Source organism: Lentzea cavernae (genome assembly GCF_014653695.1).
Taxonomy (GTDB): Bacteria; Actinomycetota; Actinomycetes; order Mycobacteriales; family Pseudonocardiaceae; genus Lentzea; species Lentzea cavernae.
This window is the reverse complement of record NZ_BNAR01000001.1, coordinates 302,892-318,719: the sequence shown is the minus strand read 5'-3', so window position 1 is coordinate 318,719 and position 15,828 is coordinate 302,892. Positions and strand designations below refer to the sequence as shown.

The 15,828-nt window shown below is 69.1% G+C and carries 15 protein-coding genes; 11 read left to right on the top strand and 4 right to left on the bottom strand.

From position 1 onward, the window contains the following. The first annotated feature begins 161 nt into the window (after window positions 1-161). From IE307_RS01565 to IE307_RS01545, 5 genes are read left to right on the top strand one after another with little or no spacing between them, the layout of a single operon-like run. Window positions 162-1,397 (top strand): extracellular solute-binding protein, encoded by a 1,236-nt coding sequence (locus tag IE307_RS01565; protein ID WP_229904276.1) that lies wholly within the window; start codon window positions 162-164, stop codon window positions 1,395-1,397. Then, window positions 1,394-2,338: a carbohydrate ABC transporter permease gene (locus tag IE307_RS01560; RefSeq protein ID WP_191295624.1), complete on the top strand. Its 945-nt coding sequence runs from the start codon at window positions 1,394-1,396 to the stop codon at window positions 2,336-2,338. The genes IE307_RS01565 and IE307_RS01560 overlap by 4 nt, the downstream gene beginning before the upstream one ends. Further along, entirely contained in the window at window positions 2,335-3,156 is an 822-nt protein-coding gene (locus tag IE307_RS01555) for a carbohydrate ABC transporter permease (protein ID WP_229904275.1), read from the top strand. Before IE307_RS01560 ends, IE307_RS01555 begins: the two co-directional genes overlap by 4 nt. After that, the gene (locus IE307_RS01550; RefSeq protein ID WP_191295623.1) at window positions 3,153-4,556 is read left to right on the top strand and encodes a beta-N-acetylhexosaminidase; all 1,404 of its coding nucleotides are present in this window, start codon (window positions 3,153-3,155) and stop codon (window positions 4,554-4,556) included. The genes IE307_RS01555 and IE307_RS01550 overlap by 4 nt, the downstream gene beginning before the upstream one ends. Further along, window positions 4,541-5,908, top strand: a complete 1,368-nt coding sequence (locus tag IE307_RS01545) for a cellulose binding domain-containing protein (RefSeq protein WP_191295622.1) — start codon at window positions 4,541-4,543, stop codon at window positions 5,906-5,908. The genes IE307_RS01550 and IE307_RS01545 overlap by 16 nt, the downstream gene beginning before the upstream one ends. 80 nt (window positions 5,909-5,988) lie before the next feature. Here IE307_RS01545 and IE307_RS01540 read toward each other — a convergent pair whose 3' ends face one another. From IE307_RS01540 to kstR, 3 genes are all read right to left on the bottom strand, one after another. Continuing rightward, window positions 5,989-6,390: a hypothetical protein gene (locus IE307_RS01540; RefSeq protein ID WP_191295621.1), complete on the bottom strand. Its 402-nt coding sequence runs from the start codon at window positions 6,388-6,390 to the stop codon at window positions 5,989-5,991. Between the two features lie 73 nt (window positions 6,391-6,463). Beyond that, complete coding sequence (locus tag IE307_RS01535) at window positions 6,464-7,873, bottom strand: hypothetical protein (RefSeq protein ID WP_191295620.1); 1,410 nt, start codon at window positions 7,871-7,873, stop codon at window positions 6,464-6,466. 10 nt (window positions 7,874-7,883) lie between these two features. Then, window positions 7,884-8,462 (bottom strand): cholesterol catabolism transcriptional regulator KstR, encoded by a 579-nt coding sequence (kstR, locus tag IE307_RS01530; protein WP_229904434.1) that lies wholly within the window; start codon window positions 8,460-8,462, stop codon window positions 7,884-7,886. Between the two features lie 159 nt (window positions 8,463-8,621). Here kstR and IE307_RS01525 point away from each other — a divergent pair, with 159 nt between their 5' ends. Genes IE307_RS01525 through IE307_RS01500 form a run of 6 tightly spaced genes read left to right on the top strand, consistent with a single transcriptional unit; the run spans window position 8,622 to window position 15,008 of the window. Next, a complete protein-coding gene (locus IE307_RS01525; RefSeq protein ID WP_191295618.1) occupies window positions 8,622-10,523 on the top strand; it encodes an acyl-CoA dehydrogenase family protein in 1,902 nt (633 codons plus the stop codon). Next, window positions 10,524-11,486: an acyl-CoA dehydrogenase family protein gene (locus IE307_RS01520; protein WP_191295617.1), complete on the top strand. Its 963-nt coding sequence runs from the start codon at window positions 10,524-10,526 to the stop codon at window positions 11,484-11,486. After that, the gene (locus IE307_RS01515; RefSeq protein WP_191295616.1) at window positions 11,476-12,603 is read left to right on the top strand and encodes an acyl-CoA dehydrogenase family protein; all 1,128 of its coding nucleotides are present in this window, start codon (window positions 11,476-11,478) and stop codon (window positions 12,601-12,603) included. The genes IE307_RS01520 and IE307_RS01515 overlap by 11 nt, the downstream gene beginning before the upstream one ends. Beyond that, on the top strand, window positions 12,603-13,499 hold the full coding sequence (locus IE307_RS01510; protein ID WP_229904433.1) for a Zn-ribbon domain-containing OB-fold protein: 897 nt from the start codon (window positions 12,603-12,605) through the stop codon (window positions 13,497-13,499). Before IE307_RS01515 ends, IE307_RS01510 begins: the two co-directional genes overlap by 1 nt. Then, on the top strand, window positions 13,486-13,869 hold the full coding sequence (locus IE307_RS01505; protein WP_191295614.1) for a MaoC family dehydratase: 384 nt from the start codon (window positions 13,486-13,488) through the stop codon (window positions 13,867-13,869). Before IE307_RS01510 ends, IE307_RS01505 begins: the two co-directional genes overlap by 14 nt. Beyond that, window positions 13,866-15,008, top strand: a complete 1,143-nt coding sequence (locus IE307_RS01500) for a lipid-transfer protein (protein WP_191295613.1) — start codon at window positions 13,866-13,868, stop codon at window positions 15,006-15,008. Before IE307_RS01505 ends, IE307_RS01500 begins: the two co-directional genes overlap by 4 nt. On the opposite strand, the gene chsH3 is transcribed toward IE307_RS01500, so the two are convergent. Beyond that, window positions 14,988-15,821, bottom strand: coding sequence for an enoyl-CoA hydratase ChsH3 (gene chsH3 / locus IE307_RS01495; RefSeq protein WP_191295612.1), 834 nt, complete (start codon window positions 15,819-15,821; stop codon window positions 14,988-14,990). The genes IE307_RS01500 and chsH3 overlap by 21 nt on opposite strands. Window positions 15,822-15,828: the final 7 nt, after the last annotated feature.

Below are 15,828 nucleotides of genomic sequence, written 5' to 3'. Positions count from 1 at the left end.
GCGGCCAGTATGGCATACCACTGGTAAGTAACCAGTCTGTTGAAGCTCGGCAGCGCTCCCACGCGTCCAACCAGGGGATTGACCTGAGAAGTGGTCTATGCCACTTTCTACCCACTCCATTGGACCTGACCAATTGGTCACATCCCAGCGAGAGGTGAGTCGTGTCGCGCTCCGCTGCCTTACTCGTCCTGGCTCTCACGTTGTCCGCCTGCGGAACGTCCGCGGGTGGGGGTGAGAAGCAGGAGATCACCGTGTGGCTCATGAAGGACACGGCCACCGAGGAGTTCGTGTCGAAGTTCGAGAGCGAGTTCGAACGCGATCACGCGAACCTCGACCTGAAGATCCAGATCCAGGAGTGGAACGGGATCACGCAGAAGGTCACCAGTGCTCTGGCCAGCACCGATCCGCCCGACGTGATCGAGGTCGGCAACACCCAGGTCGCGCAGTACGTGGCCAGCAAGGGCGTCACCGACCTCTCGGCCAAGAAGTCCGAGCTGCAGGGTGACGACTGGATTCCCGGCCTGTCCGAACCCGGCGCGGTGGACGGCAAGCAGTTCGGCGTCCCGTTCTACGCGGCCAACCGGGTGGTCATCTACCGCAAGGACCTGTTCGAGGCCGCGCAAGTGACGCCGCCGAAGACCCGCGAGGAGTGGCTCGCCGCCACCGCCAAGCTCGACCAGGGCGAGCAGCAGGGGATCTACCTGCCCGGTCAGAACTGGTACACGCTGTCCGGGTTCGTCTGGGACGAGGGCGGCGACCTCGCGAAGCAGGACGGCGGCAGCTGGAAGGGCTCGCTGAACACGCCGGAGGCGTTGGCGGGCATGGACTTCTACAAGCAGCTCCAGGCGCTCGGCGACGGGCCGAAGGACGCCGACGAGGCCAAGCCGCAGCAGACGGACGTCGTCGCGGGCGGCAAGGTCGCGCAGTTCATCGCGGCGCCCGGCGCGGCGAAGCTCGTGGAGAAGGCCAACCCGGAGCTGGCGGGCAAGATCGGCTTCTTCCCGATCCCCGGCAAGACCGCGGACAAGCCCGGCGCGGTGTTCACCGGTGGCTCCGACCTGATCATCCCGCTGGCGTCGAGCAGGCAGGACGGCGCGTACGAGGTCGTCAAGGCGCTCGCCGGCGAGAAGTGGCAGGTCGAGCTCGCGAAGGCGATGAACTACGTGCCGAACCGCAAGTCGCTCGCGTCCTCGGTGGGCGGTGATCCCGGCACGGCGGCGATGGCGCAGGGTGCGGCCAACGGTCATGCCACGCCGAACTCGCCGAACTGGGCCGCGGTCGAGGCCCGCAACCCGATCAAGGAGTTCCAGACCGCCGTCCTGACCGGAACGGATCCGAGGACAGCGGCCTCGAAGGCCGACGAGGTGATCACCCAAGCGCTCAACTCCGGCAAATGACGCTCCTCGCCGAGAGGCCGGTGCGGAAGACCGCACCGGCCCCGCCGAAGCGCCGCAAGTTCTCGGTGCTGCCGTACCTGCTGATCGCTCCGACGCTCCTCACCACCGCGTACCTGCTGTTCTACCCGCTGGTCCGCAACGTGGTCATCTCGTTGCAGGAGTTCGGGCTGCCGCAGCTCGTGCGCGGCGACGCGAAGTTCGTCGGGCTCGCGAACTACGCGAAGGTGCTGTCGGACCCCGAGTTCTGGGCCGTGGTCAAGCGGACGCTGTGGTTCACCGCGATCAACGTCGTGCTGATCATGGTCTTGTCCACCTTGGTCGCGCTGCTGCTCGTCCGGCTCGGCAAGGGGCTGCGGCTGCTGGTGATGGGCGGGCTCGTGCTCACCTGGGCCACGCCGATCATCGCGGCCACCACGGTGTTCCAGTGGCTCTTCCAGTCCCGGCTCGGGGTCGTGAACTGGGCGCTGGTGGCGCTGGGCTTCGAGGAGTACCGCGACTACACGTGGTTCGCGGACGGCGAGGCGACGTTCGGCATCCTCGTGACGCTGATCGTCTGGCAGTCGATCCCGTTCGCCGCGCTGTCGCTGTACGCGGCGATGATCACCGTTCCGCAGGAGCTGTACGAGTCCGCGCGCATCGACGGCGCCGGCGCGTGGCGGGTGTTCACCACCATCACGTTCCCCATGCTGCGCGCCATGTTCGGGCTCATCACGTGCCTGGAGGTGATCTGGGTCGTCAAGGCGTTCGTGCAGATCTGGGTGATCAGTCAGGGCGGTCCCGGGCAGGCCACGACGACGTTGCCGGTCTACGCCTTCCAGGTCGCGCAGTCGTTGCAGCGCTACGACCTCGGTGCGGCCGTGTCGATGCTCATGGTCGTGCTGCTCGTGCTCGCACTCCTGGCGTACTTCCGCCAGCTCTACCGGCAGGAGCAGGAAACGTGATCGGCCGGATCTCGCGCACCACGGCGGCGCTCATCGTCTTCGTCCTCTCCGTGTTCCCCGTGTACTGGATGGTCCTCACGGCCTTCAAGCCCACCAAGGACATCCAGAGCGCGACACCGACGTTCTTCCCGATCCCGATCACGTTCGACCACTTCGGCACCGCGATCGCCGCGAAGGGGTTCTTCTCGTTCTGGCGCAACAGCCTCCTGGTCGCCGGTGGTGCGGTTCTGCTGGCACTGCTGGTGGCGCTGCTCGCGTCGTTCGCGATCGCGCGCCTGCAGTGGAAGGGCCGCAGGGCGTTCGTGCTCATGGTGTTCATTGCGCAGATGACGCCCTGGGAGGCGTTGCTGATCCCGATCTACGTGATCGCGCGCGACACCGGCATGCTCGACACGCTCTGGATCCTCACGCTGGTCTACTTCATGATGACGCTGCCGTTCACCATCGTGACGCTGCGCGGGTTCCTCGCCGCCATCCCGGTGGACCTGGAAGAGGCGGCGCAGGTCGACGGCTGCACGCGCGGGCAGGCGTTCCGCAAGGTCGTGTTCCCGCTGCTGGCGCCCGGTCTGCTGGCGACGTCGCTGTTCGGGTTCATCACCGCCTGGAACGAGTTCGCCTTCGCCAACGTGCTGATCATCAAGGACCAGGACGACCGCACGCTGCCGGTCTGGCTGTCCTCGTTCAACAACACCTTCGGCACCGACTGGGGGGCCACCATGGCCGCGTCGACGCTGTTCATGCTGCCCGTGCTGCTGATCTTCATCGTGCTGCAGGGCCGGGTCACCACCGGCATCGTCGGAGGGGCGGTGAAGGGATGATCGTCCCACTCCCGACCAGGATCGTGCGCCGCAGCAAGGGTTTCGCGCTGGACGCCGAGACGGGCATCCGGGTCACACCGGGAGCCGAACCCGCGGCCAGGCTCCTGCGCGCGCTGCTGCGGCCGGCCACGGGACTCCCGCTGCCGATCGCGGACCACGGCCAGGTCCTCATCGCCCTCGACGCCAAGCTCGTCGGTCTTGGCGCGGAGGGTTACGCACTGACCGTCAACGAACACGGCGTCATGCTGCGCGCGGCGACCAAGGACGGCCTGGCGCACGGCGTCCAGACGATCAGGCAGCTCCTCCCGGCCGAGGCGCTGAGATCATCGCGGGTGTCCGATGTGGACTGGGTGCTGCCCGGCGTCGACATCCGCGACGTGCCCAGGCTGCCGTGGCGCGGGTTCATGCTCGACGTCGCCCGGCACTTCCAGCCGGTGCACGTGGTCCGCCGGTTCATCGACCTGATGGCGTTCCACAAGCTCAACGTCCTGCACCTGCACCTGACCGACGACCAGGGCTGGCGCATGCCGGTGCCCGCGCACCCGCTGCTGACCTCCGTCGGCGGGTGGCGCACCGAGACCAACGGCGACGGCGTCCCCCACGGCGGCACCTACACCCGCGGCGAGCTGGAAGGCCTGGTGGCGTTCGCCGCCGAGCGGGGGATCCGGGTCATGCCGGAGATCGAGATGCCCGGCCACGCCCGCGCCGCACTGGCCGCCTACCCCGACCTCGGCGTCGCTCCCGAACCGCTGCCGGTCTGGACCCGGTGGGGCATCAGCGATGCGGCGTTCGGGCTGCACGCCCTGGGGTTCGTCCGCGAGGTGCTGGCCGAGGTGCTGGAGGTCTTCCCCGGCGAGCACGTCCACCTCGGCGGCGACGAGTGCCTGCTGCCGCAGGACGTGCACGGCCAGTTCCTCCGCCAGGCGAGCAAGTACCTGCTCGACCACGGCCGCGTCCCGGCGGCCTGGGAACCGACGGGCGACACCCGCGCCGTCGTCATGCCCTGGAAGGACGAAACCCAGGCGGCCAAGGCACTCGAGCGCGGCCAGCCGGTCGTGATGACCCCGCACACCTCCACCTACCTCGACTACCCGCAGTCGGACGGCCCGCACGAACCGCCCGGCCAGCCCGGGTACGTCGTCACCACCCGCGACGTCTACCACGTGCCGCTGCCCGACGGCGTGCTCGGCGCCCAGTGCCAGCTGTGGACCGAACACGTCCGCTCCCGCGACCACCTCGAATACCTGGCATTTCCCCGTCTAGCAGCGCTGGCCGACACCCTCTGGTCCCAGCGTCCCGAGTGGGAGGGCTTCACCACCAGGATGCGCCTCCACTCGGAAAGGCTCGCCGCCCTGTCCGTCCCTGCCGAAATGAGGAGAGAACGTTGCGAGCACTCCTAGCCGCGTCCTGCGCGGCCCTGGCGGTGGCCGCACTGGCCGTCGCCCCGACCGCGTTCGCCGCCGACGCGATCACCGCCCAGTACCGCACCAGCGCCTCCGGCGCGACCACCGACCAGGCCGAACCGTGGTTCAAGCTGGTCAACTCGGGCACCACCAGCATCCCGCTGTCCGACGTGAAGATCCGCTACTACTTCAAGAGCGACACCCCGGACGTCGGCTACCGGTTCGCCTGCTCGTGGGCCGTGCGCGGCTGCGGCAACGTGACCGGCCAGTTCGGCACCCTGACCGGCGGCCCCGCCGACCGCTACCTGGAGGTCGGCTTCACCTCCGGCGCCGGCACGATCAACCCCGGCGCCGACTCCGGTGACCTCCAGCTGCGCTTCTACCGCACCAACTGGGGCCCCATCAACCAGACCGACGACTACTCGTTCCGCGCCGACAGCAACTACTCGGCGTCGAACAAGATCACGGTCCACCGCGGCGGCACGCTGCTGTGGGGCACCCCGCCCGGCGGCACCCCGCCCACGACCACGACGACCAGCTCCACGCCACCGAACCCCAACGGCCCCAAGCTCTTCGACGACTTCGCCTACAACAACTCGAGCGACTCGCGCATCAGCCAGCGCGGCTGGACCGTCCGCTCGGGCGGTGGCGGCCCCGGCGTCCCCGGCGCCGAATGGGACGCCTCGCGCGTGACGTTCCCGACCGTCGACGGCCAGAAGGTCCTGCGCCTCGACTCGTGGAACAACGGCTCTGCCGCGAAGCAGACGGAGCTGTTCCACCAGCGCAAGTTCTTCGAGGGCACCTACGCCTCGCGCGTGAAGTTCAGCGACGTGCCGGTCTTCGGCCCCGACGGCGACCACGTCGTGCAGACGTTCTTCACCATCACCCCGCTCGACGCGCCGATGGCCCCGAACTACGGGGAGATCGACTTCGAGTACCTGCCCAACGGCGGCTGGGGCGAGCAGGGCAACATCATGTACGAGACCACCTGGGAGACCTACCAGAACGAGCCCTGGGTCGCGGACAACATCCACAACGAGCAGCGCGTCAGCTACAACGGTTGGCACGACCTGGTCTTCCAGGTCGCCAACGGCCGGGTGAAGTACTACATCGACGGCGTGCTCGTGGCCGACCACGGCGACAAGTACTACCCGGAGACGCCGATGTCGATCAACTTCAACCTGTGGTTCATCTCGGGCGGCCTGCAGGGCAGCTCGGCTGAGCGCGCGTACCAGCAGGAGGTCGACTACGTGTACTTCGCCAAGGACCAGGTGCTGAGCCCGGCCCAGGTGAAGACGGCGGTGCAGGACTACCGCAACGCGGGGGTCACGCACACCGACAACGTGTGACCGCGCGGGCGCCTCGGAGGTCTTCGGGGCGCCCGTTCACGTTTGCGTGGAACCGGGAAACCCCGGACGAGCGCCGTTGATCAGCTGGCGGTCACCGTCTCGCAGCCGACCTCCTCGCCGGGCTTCCCGGTTGCCGTCGCCAGTTCCTTCACCCCGTCCAGCAGGATCCTGCACGACAGCACCTGATCCCCCAGGGGCGTGGCCGAGACCCGGGCCTTCTCACCGGCACCGATGACGACCTCGAACGACCACGGCAGCGGCGTCGAGACGGTCGCGGACTGCGGTGCCTCCTTGCGGTAGCGGGAGGGCGACTGCAGGAACGTCACGTCGACGGCCGTCTCGGCGGGCTGGGCCTTCACCTCGTAGGTGATGGCCCACGCCTTGCCTGTCAGCGTGTTCCAGCCGCCGAAGTGGTTCACCAGCACCGCGGTGCCGGTGCCGATCGCGGCCAGCACGACGAGGACGATGAGTGTCGTCTTCATAGGACAGACGTTAGGGGTGCTCGCGGTGCGCGGGCATCGTTCGGTGGTGTGACTCGCGGGTCCTTCCGAGGGACTACTCGCCGCGTTCGAGGTACTTCTTGATGCAGTGGACCACGCCCTGCCTGCTCGCGAAGGCGTTGAAGTCGGCGAGCCGGTGCACCGTGAAGCCCATGCTGGACCACAGGCGCTCCATCTCGGCGTCGATCGCGGCGAGGTCGGCGTTCTCACCGTGGCCGAACGTGGGCAGGTAGACGTTCTTGCCCTTGTCGGCGCTGTTCTCCACCAAGCAGTTGTTCCAGGTGATGTGGTGCCACGGCCTGACGTTGATCGTGGTGTCGGCGACCGCGCCCGCCGCTGCGAACTCGCCGATCACCTCGCGCAGTTCGGCGCCGTCGGGAGTGTCGGCGAACGCGCGCAGCGCCGCGAAGGTGAGCTGCTGGGAGATGTGGGGCCGGTGCACGAGCGGATTGCGCACGACGTCGAAGCCACGTGCCTCGAAGTCCGCCGCGATCTCGTCGTAGGCGTTCTGCAGGCTGAACGGCGACTTGGTGCCGAGGACGGTGTCCGCGAGCGCGGGGTTGCCCACCAGGACGCGGAAGCGCCCGTCGACCGGACCGACCAGGGTGACGAACATGTCGATGTGGAAGATCGGCTGGACGTCGCCGACGCCTCCGCCCGGGATGTCCAGGTGGTACTCGCCGGCCTCCACCGTCGCGTAGTACGCCTTCAGGCCCAACGGGCGTTTCGTGCCGACCAGGACCAGTTCGCGGTCGCTGTCGACGTGCCTGGTGAACAGCTCGCGGACGAACTCGACCGCCGTCCGGCCCGGTGGCACGGAGATCGGCAGCTCACCGCTCTGGACGAGTTCCAGGGTGTCGAGGAAGTAGTCGGTGCCGAGCAGCCAGAAGTCGTCGCCGATCAGGCAGTTGCCGCCCTGGAACACCAGCGGCGCCTGGGTGGCGCGGACCGGGCCGAACTCCTCGACGGCGTCCGCGATCAGCGAGTCGCCGGAGCGGGGGAACGACCACGGCTCCAGCAGGTATGTCCCCGCCTCGCCCTGGTCGGTGAGCGCGAGGTAGCCGTCCTCTGCCCAGTCCGTGAAGTCCACGTAGTCGGGCATCGGGACGTACTGGGCGATGTGCCCGGCCTCGGTGAACCAGCCCTCGACGGTCGAGCGGTCGCTCTCGTGGTGCACCACGACGAACTCCGTGCCCGGACGCATCGCGCCGATCACCGAGCGGTAGCCCGCTGCCAGTTCCGGGGTGTGCACGCCGTAGGACGGGAACGCGAGCAACAGCCGGTCGATCGAGCCTGACCAGGAGGAGACGAGGCTGGGCCGGGCGATGCCGGGGGTGGTGCGCAGCTGGTTCAGCACGCCGATGCGGGACGGGGCGAGCGACGGGACACGATCGCCGTCCGTGCGCCGGTACGGGGGCGCGTCGGGAACGAGGAACCGGAAGGCGGCGTCGCCGTGCAGACCCATGCCCTCGATCCTAGGACTTCAGCAGCAGGCGCACCGTGAGTTCGAGTCGGTTCGCGACGTCCGTCGCGGTGGCGCGGCGCGTGACCCAGGCGACGAGGTTCGACAGCCACACGTCGCCGATGACGCGGGCGATGGCCTTCTGCTCGTCGGTCGGGGCGTCGTCGCTCATGGCCTTGGTGAACATGCTCTCCATGAGCAGCGAGACCCTGTCGATCTCGGCGCCCGCAGAGGCGTCGGCGAAGGTGAAGGCGCGGGTCATCGCCTCGGTGAGGTGCGGGTTGCGCTGCAGGCCCCTGGTGATGCGGCCCAGGACGAACAGGACTCGCTCGTAGGGGCTGTCGCCGGGGACCGTGGTGCGGTCCATCTTCTCCTGGGCGCGCTCGAGTTCCACGGCGAGGCTCGAGACGAGCAGGTGGACCTTCGAGGGGAAGTAGCGGTACAACGTGCCCAGTGCGACGTCCGCCCGGTCGGCCACGGCGCGCATCTGGACGGCGTCGAACCCGCCCTTGGACGCCAGCGCGATGGTCGCGTCGACGATGCGCTTGCGACGCTCGCGCTGGGCGGCGGAGCTGAGCTCGTCGCCCGCCATGAGCGCGTCCGTGCGCGACTTCGAAGGTGACACGGAGATGATCCTCCTGGAACGTGTTGCAGCTGCCTTCGCATCATACTCGATCGGTTTCGCAGCCATGATCTGTTGCCGGAAATAGAACACGTTCTATAAACTTCTTCATGTACTGGAGGAGGCCGCATGCCGATCGCCACGACCGGGGAACAACGAGCGCTCCGCGACAGCGTGGACGCCGCCAAGACCGAGTGGGCAGATCTCGTCAGGGTCGGGTTCTTCGAGGTGACGCGGGAGGGCGGCACGGTCGCCGATCTCGCGGTGATGCTGGAGCGGGCGGCCGAGAACCTGGTGCCGGGGCCGTTGCTGCCCACGGCGCTGGTGTCGGTGCTGTTCCCCGGTTTCGACGGGATCGCCGGGTTCGGGTTCACGTCGCAGCATGTGGTCGGTGCCGCCGAAGCGACGCACCTGCTGGTCAGAACGGACAGCTGGATGCTCGTCCCGACCTCGCAGGTGACCGTCACACCCCTCGAAGCCGTGGACCACTCACGTTCGCTCGGCTCGGTCGCGGTCAACGGGCCGGGGGAGGCGGTGGCGGATCCGACCGACCTCGCGGTGACGTTGATGGCCGCCGAGGCGAGCGGGGTGGCCGCGTGGTGCCTGAACACCGCTGTGGAGTACGCGAAACAGCGTCAGCAGTTCGGGCGTGTCATCGGGTCGTTCCAGGCCGTGAAGCACCTGTGCGTGGAGATGCTGTGCAGGGCGGAGCAGGCGTCGTCGGTCGCGTGGGACGCCGCTCGGTCCGTCGGTGAAGACGAACATCCGCTGGCCGCGGCGGTGGCGGGCGCTGTCGCGTTCGACGCGGCGGTCCGCAACGCCAAGGACTGCATCCAGGTGCTCGGTGGCATCGGGTTCACCTGGGAGCACGACGCGCACCGCTACCTGCGGAGGGCGTTGGCGTTGCAGCAACTCGCGGGTGGTGTGGCGTTCTGGCGGCGGCGGGTCGCGCAGTTGGCACTGGCGGGGGAGCGCCGGTCGCTGTCCGTGCAGGTCGAGTCCGATGCGGACGTGCGGGCGTTCGCGGAGGAGATCTCCGGGCTCGACGCCGCCGCTCAGCGGCAACGGCTGGCGGACAGCGGGTTCCTGGTGCCGCACTGGCCGAAGCCGTACGGGCAGGACGCCGATCCCGCGCGGCAGGTGGTGGTCGACAGCGAGTTCGCGCGGGCCGGGGTGCGCAGGCCGGACCTGATCATCGGCGGCTGGGCGGGGCCGACGATCCTGCGCCACGGGACGCCGGAGCAGCAGGAGCGGTTCGTGCGGCCGACGTTGCGCGGGGAGCTGACCTGGTGCCAACTGTTCAGCGAACCCGAGGCCGGCTCGGACCTGGCGTCGTTGCGCACGAAGGCCGTGAAGGCCGACGGCGGCTGGAAGCTCACCGGGCAGAAGGTGTGGACGTCGCTCGCGCACCAGGCCGACTGGGCGATCTGCCTGGCCCGCACGGACACGAGCGTGCCGAAGCACAAGGGCATCACCTACTTCCTGGTCGACATGCGCTCCGAGGGCGTCGACGTGCGGCCGCTGCGGGAGATCACCGGCGACGCGCGGTTCAACGAGGTGTTCCTCGACGACGTGTTCGTGCCGGACGACTGCGTGGTCGGCGCCGTGAACGACGGCTGGCGGCTCGCGCGCACGACGCTGGCCAACGAGCGCGTGGCGATGGGCTCGTCGCTCGGCGAGCCCCTGGAGAACGTCCTGAGGTCGCCGGCCGCTCACGACCACGCGGAACGGCTGGGTGCGTTGGTGGCGCAGGGACTCGCGGTGTCGGTGCTGGACCTGCGGGCGAGCCTGCGGGTGCTGGGCGGGCAGGAACCGGGTGCGGAGTCGAGCGTGCGCAAGCTCGTCGGGGTGCGGCAACGGCAGGACGTCGCCGAGTTCGCGGTCGACCTGCTCGGGCCGGACGCCGCGGCGGACAGCGGCGAGATGCACGAGTTCCTGCTCAGCCGTTGTCTGAGCATCGCTGGTGGCACGACACAAGTGTTGATGAACCTGGCAGGCGAGCGGATTCTCGGCTTACCGAGGGAGCCCTAGATGGATTTCCAGCTCGACGAGACCCAGCGGGAGATCGCCGCTCTGGCGGCCGGCGTGCTGGGCAGGGAGAGCGACACCCCCTGGAAGGCGCTGGGGGAGGCGGGACTGCTGGCGCTGGCCGTTCCGCAACGGCTCGGCGGTGACGGGCTCGGCGTGCTGGAGACGGCCGTGCTGCTGACCGAGGTCGGCCGGCGGGCGGTGGACGTTCCGGCGCTGGCCACGCTCGCGCTGGGCGTGCTGCCGATCGTGCGGCACGGGACACCGGCGCAGCAGGACGCCTTGCTGCCGTTGGTGACCGAGCAGCACGAGGTGCTGACGGCGGCGTTGAGCGAACCGTCCCAGCCCCTTCCCTCATCGCCTGGGACGAGAGCCGGCCAGGACGGCATCTTCGGCACGAAGATCAACGTGCCGTACGCGGCCGAGGCCTCCAGGATCCTCGTCAGCACGGACGCCGGCGTCTTCGTCGTCGATCCCGCGCAACCCGGCGTGTCCATTTCGGACGGAACCGTGCACCTCGAGGGCGCCCGAGGCGAACTGCTGGAAGGCGCGGAGCAGGACATCCGCCGGTTCGCCCTCGCCGGAGCCTGCGCGGTGGCGGACGGCGTCCTGGCCGGAGCCCTCGACCTCACGGTGAAGCACGTCGGCACCCGGCACCAGTTCGGCAAACCGCTGGCCACCTTCCAGATCGCCGCAGCACTGGTCGCGGACGTCTACATCGCGTCGCGGACCCTGCACCTGGCCGCGCTGACCGCGAGCTGGAGCCTCGACGACAACGACCTCGACACCGCCGCCTACTGGCTCGCGGCCGAGGCCCTGCCCGCCGTGCACACCTGCCACCACCTGCACGGCGGCCTCGGGCTCGACATCACCTACCCGATGCACCGCTACTACGGCATGGCCAAGGAGCTGACGACGTTCGTCGGCGGAGTGGAGCACCGCTTGGGGGCCATCGATGTTCATTGACCTCACCGCCGAGCAGCGCAAGCTGCGCGACGAGCTCCGCGAGTACTTCGCGACCGTCATGTCCGAGGCCGAACGCGCGGCCATGCTGACCGAACGGCACGGCGCGACCTACCGCGAGCTGGTCAAACGACTCGGCAGGGACGGCAGGCTGGGCGTCGGCTGGCCGGAGGAGTACGGGGGCCTGGGCTTCGGGGCCGTCGAGCAGCAGATCTTCGTCAACGAGGCCGCGCGCGCCGACGTGCCGCTGCCGTACGTGACGCTGCAGACCGTCGGACCGACGCTGCAGTCGTTCGGAACGCAGGAGCAGAAGGACTTCTTCCTGCCCAAGATCCTCAGCGGCGACCTGCACTTCGCCATCGGTTACACCGAACCCGACGCGGGCACCGACCTGGCCGCGTTGCGCACCAAAGCCGTCCGCGACGACGACCACTACGTCGTCAACGGGCAGAAGACGTTCACGACGGGCGGCCACGACGCGGACTACGTGTGGCTGGCCTGCCGCACCGGAGCGCCCGACTCGCGGCACAAGGGCATCACGATCCTGATCGTCGACACCACCGACCCCGGCTACTCGTGGACGCCGATCATCACCTGCGACGGAGCCCACCACGTCAACGCCACCTACTACAACGACGTCCGCGTGCCCGTGACCCGCCGGGTCGGCGAGGAGGACAGGGGCTGGCGGTTGATCACCACCCAGCTCAACCACGAGCGCGTGATGCTCGGCCCGTCCGGCCGGATCGGCGCGCTGGTGGAACGGGTCCACGGCTGGGCTTCCGAACGCGGGCTCCTCGACGAACCGGACGTGCGGCGGGCGCTGGCCGAGGCACGAGCCGTGCACCGGGTGAACGAGCTGCTGAACTGGCAGGTCGCCGGCGGTGAGCTGGAGGTAGCGGACGCGAGCGCCACCAAGGTGTTCGCCGCCGACCGGACCCAGCGCGTCGGCCGGTTGCTGGAAGAGCTGGTCGGACGGCACGGCGCGCCCGGGGAACTGGTGCGGTGGCTGGACGTCCAGGCCCGCCGCAACCTCGTGCTGACCTTCGGCGGTGGCGTGCAGGAGATCCAGCGCGAACTGATCGCGAACATCGGGCTCGGCCTACCGCGGGTGGTGCGATGATCGACGTCGAGAAGGAGGCCGCCCGCATCGCCGAGCAGGGCGAGTCGGCGCCAAGGCTGGCACGCGATCCGATCAACCTGCCGATGATCAACAACTGGCTGGAGGCCATCGGCGACCAGCACCCCGGCTACACCGAGGTCGCACCACCCGCGATGGTCCAGGTGTGGACGATGGCGGGGCTGCACGGGCAACGGACGCTCGACGACCCGCTCGGCCAGATGATGGGCATCCTCGACGAGGCCGGGTACACCTCGGTGGTCGCGACCAACAGCGACCAGACCTACCACCGGTACCTGAGGCTCGGCGAGCAGCTCTCGGTGACGACGAGCCTGGAGGACGTGACCGGGCCGAAGCGGACGGGACTGGGCGAGGGCTGGTTCGTCACGACCCGCAGCACGTGGTGGGTCGGCGACGAGGCCGTGGCGGAGATGCGGTTCCGGGTGCTGAAGTTCAGGCCCGCGCAGAAACCCGCCCAGAAACCCGAGCCGGTCGAGGAAACCCCGAAGGCCCAGGCGATCCGGCCGTCCGTCAACCGCGACACCGAGTACTTCTGGGAAGGCACCCGGCTGGGGGAGCTGCGCATCCAACGCTGCGGCGGCTGCGGCCTCCTGCGCCACCCTCCGGGCCCGATGTGCCCGGAATGCGGTGCCACCAAACCGAAGTACCTCGTCTCGGAGGGCCACGGCGTGATCTACAGCTACGTCGTGCACCACCACCCGCAGGTGCCGGGCAAGCAGACCCCGTTCGTCATCGCCCTGGTCGAACTCGACGAGGGCGTGCGGATGCTCGGCGAGTTCGACGGCGAGCCCAGTGTCGGGCAACGGGTCGAGGTCGTGTTCACCGAGGTCGACGACGAGTTGACGATGCCCAGCTGGAGGCCCCGTGCGGATCGGTGATTCCCTGCCAGAGTGGCACGTCGAGGCCACGCCGACGTTCGTGATCAGCACCGCGCTGGCCACCCGCGACTTCCAGGACGTGCACCACGACCGAGACCTGGCGATCCAGCGCGGTTCGAAGGACATCTTCATCAACATCCTCACCACGACCGGCCTGGTGCAGCGCTACGTCACGGACTGGGCCGGCCCGCACGCGCTCGTCCGCCAGGTGAACATCCGCCTCGGCGCGCCCTGCTTCGCCTACGACACGTTGAAGTTCTTCGGCCAGGTCGTCGAACGCGAGCAGCAGGACCTGACCATCGAGGTCGTCGGCCGCACCGCGCACGGCGACCACGTCACCGGAACCGTGAAGATCGAGGTGCCCGCGTGAACGCCGCGATCGTGGGGATCGGCGCGACCGACTTCTCCAAGGACTCCGGTCGTAGCGAGCTCCAGCTGGCCGCCGAGGCGGTGCGGGCGGCACTGGCGGACGCCGGGCTCGAACCGTCCGATGTGGACGGGCTCGTCAGCTTCACCATGGACACCAACGCCGAGATCGCGGTCGCGCGCGAACTGGGCATACCGGAGCTGACGTTCTTCAGTCGCGTGCACTACGGCGGCGGGGCGGCGTGCGCGACCGTGCAGCAGGCCGCGATGGCCGTCGAGACCGGCGCGGCGAAGGTCGTCGTCTGCTATCGGGCCTTCAACGAACGCTCCGGGCACCGGTTCGGGCAGGTGCAGACGGCGGCCGCGGCCAACATCGACAACAGCTGGTCCTACCCGATGGGCCTGGGCACGCCGGCGGCGATGGTCGCCATGTTCGCCCGCCGGTACATGCACGAGTACGGCGCCACCAGCGAGGACTTCGGGCGGATCGCGGTGATCGACCGCAAGCACGCCGCCACGAACCCGCACGCGTGGTTCCACGACCGGCCGATCACGCTGGACGACCACCAGTCGTCGCGCTGGATCGCCGAACCGCTGCGGCTCCTCGACTGCTGCCAGGAGAGCGACGGCGGGGTCGCGCTCGTGGTGACGTCACAGGAACGAGCGCGTGACCTCCCGCAGAAGCCCGCGCACGTGAAGGCGGCGACCCAGGGCAGCAGCGTCGACCAGTTCACCATGACGAGCTACTACCGCGACGACCTGACCAGGCTGCCCGAGATGGGCGTGGTGGCGAGAGGGTTGTGGGAGAAGTCGGGCATAGGTCCGTCCGATGTGGACGTCGCTGTGCTCTACGACCACTTCACCCCGTTCGTCCTGGTCCAGCTCGAGGAACTGGGCTTCTGCGGCAGGGGAGAGGCCAAGGACTTCGTCGCGTCCGGCGCGCTCGAGCTCGACGGGACGCTGCCGCTCAACCCGCACGGCGGGCAGCTCGGCGAGGCCTACCTGCACGGCATGAACGGCATCGCCGAAGGCGTGCGCCAGATCCGCGGCACCGCGGTGAACCAGGTCGGAGGCGTCGAGCACGTCCTGGTCACCGCCGGCACCGGCGTCCCGACCAGCGGCCTAGTCCTCGGTCAGGGTTAGGACGGCGTCAGCGAGCACGGGACGGTCCCCGGCGGAGGTCAGCACCACGAGCCGGGGCCCGTCCCGCCACACCCGTGTCGTCAGCGTCTCGCCGGGGAACACCACGCCGGCGAACTTCGCGCCGAACGACAACACCTGCTCCGGCCCGTCCAGCACGGCGTCGATCACCGCGCGACACACCACACCGTACGTGCACAGCCCGTGCAGGATCGGCGCGTCGAACCCTGCGCGGACAGCGAACTCGGGGTCGGCGTGCAACGGGTTCCGGTCACCACAAAGCCGGTAGAGGTAAGCCTGTTGCGGCAGCGTGGGAGTCTCGATCACGAAGTCCGGCTCGCGTTGCGGCACCTCGACCTTGCCGGAAGGTCCGCGATCGCCACCGAACCCGCCCTCACCACGGGCGAAGATGCTGGACCGGGTCGTGAACAACGCGGTCCCGTCCGGCGTCACGGCGGTGGCCTCCTGCACGATCACCGCGGCCTTGCCCTTATCCCACACGTCCGCGATCCGGGTCCGCAGCAAGGCCTCGCCCGACGCGGGCAGGGGAGCGTGCACGGTGATCTCCTGCGTGCCGTGCAGGACCCGAGCCAGATCGATGTCGACTCCGGGGAACGACACGACCGGCGCGGCGGTCTCGTGGAAGCGGGGCGCGACGACGCCGAAGGTCGGCAGCACCCGCAGGCCCTGTTCGTAGACGTACCGGAGCTCCGTCGCCCCAAGCGCCAGGTGGTAGAGCAGCACGTCCGACTCGGTCCAGGAGAACTTGACCTCGGGCAGCTCCGCCCCGACGGCGACGGAAGGATCGATCGGCATCAGGCGC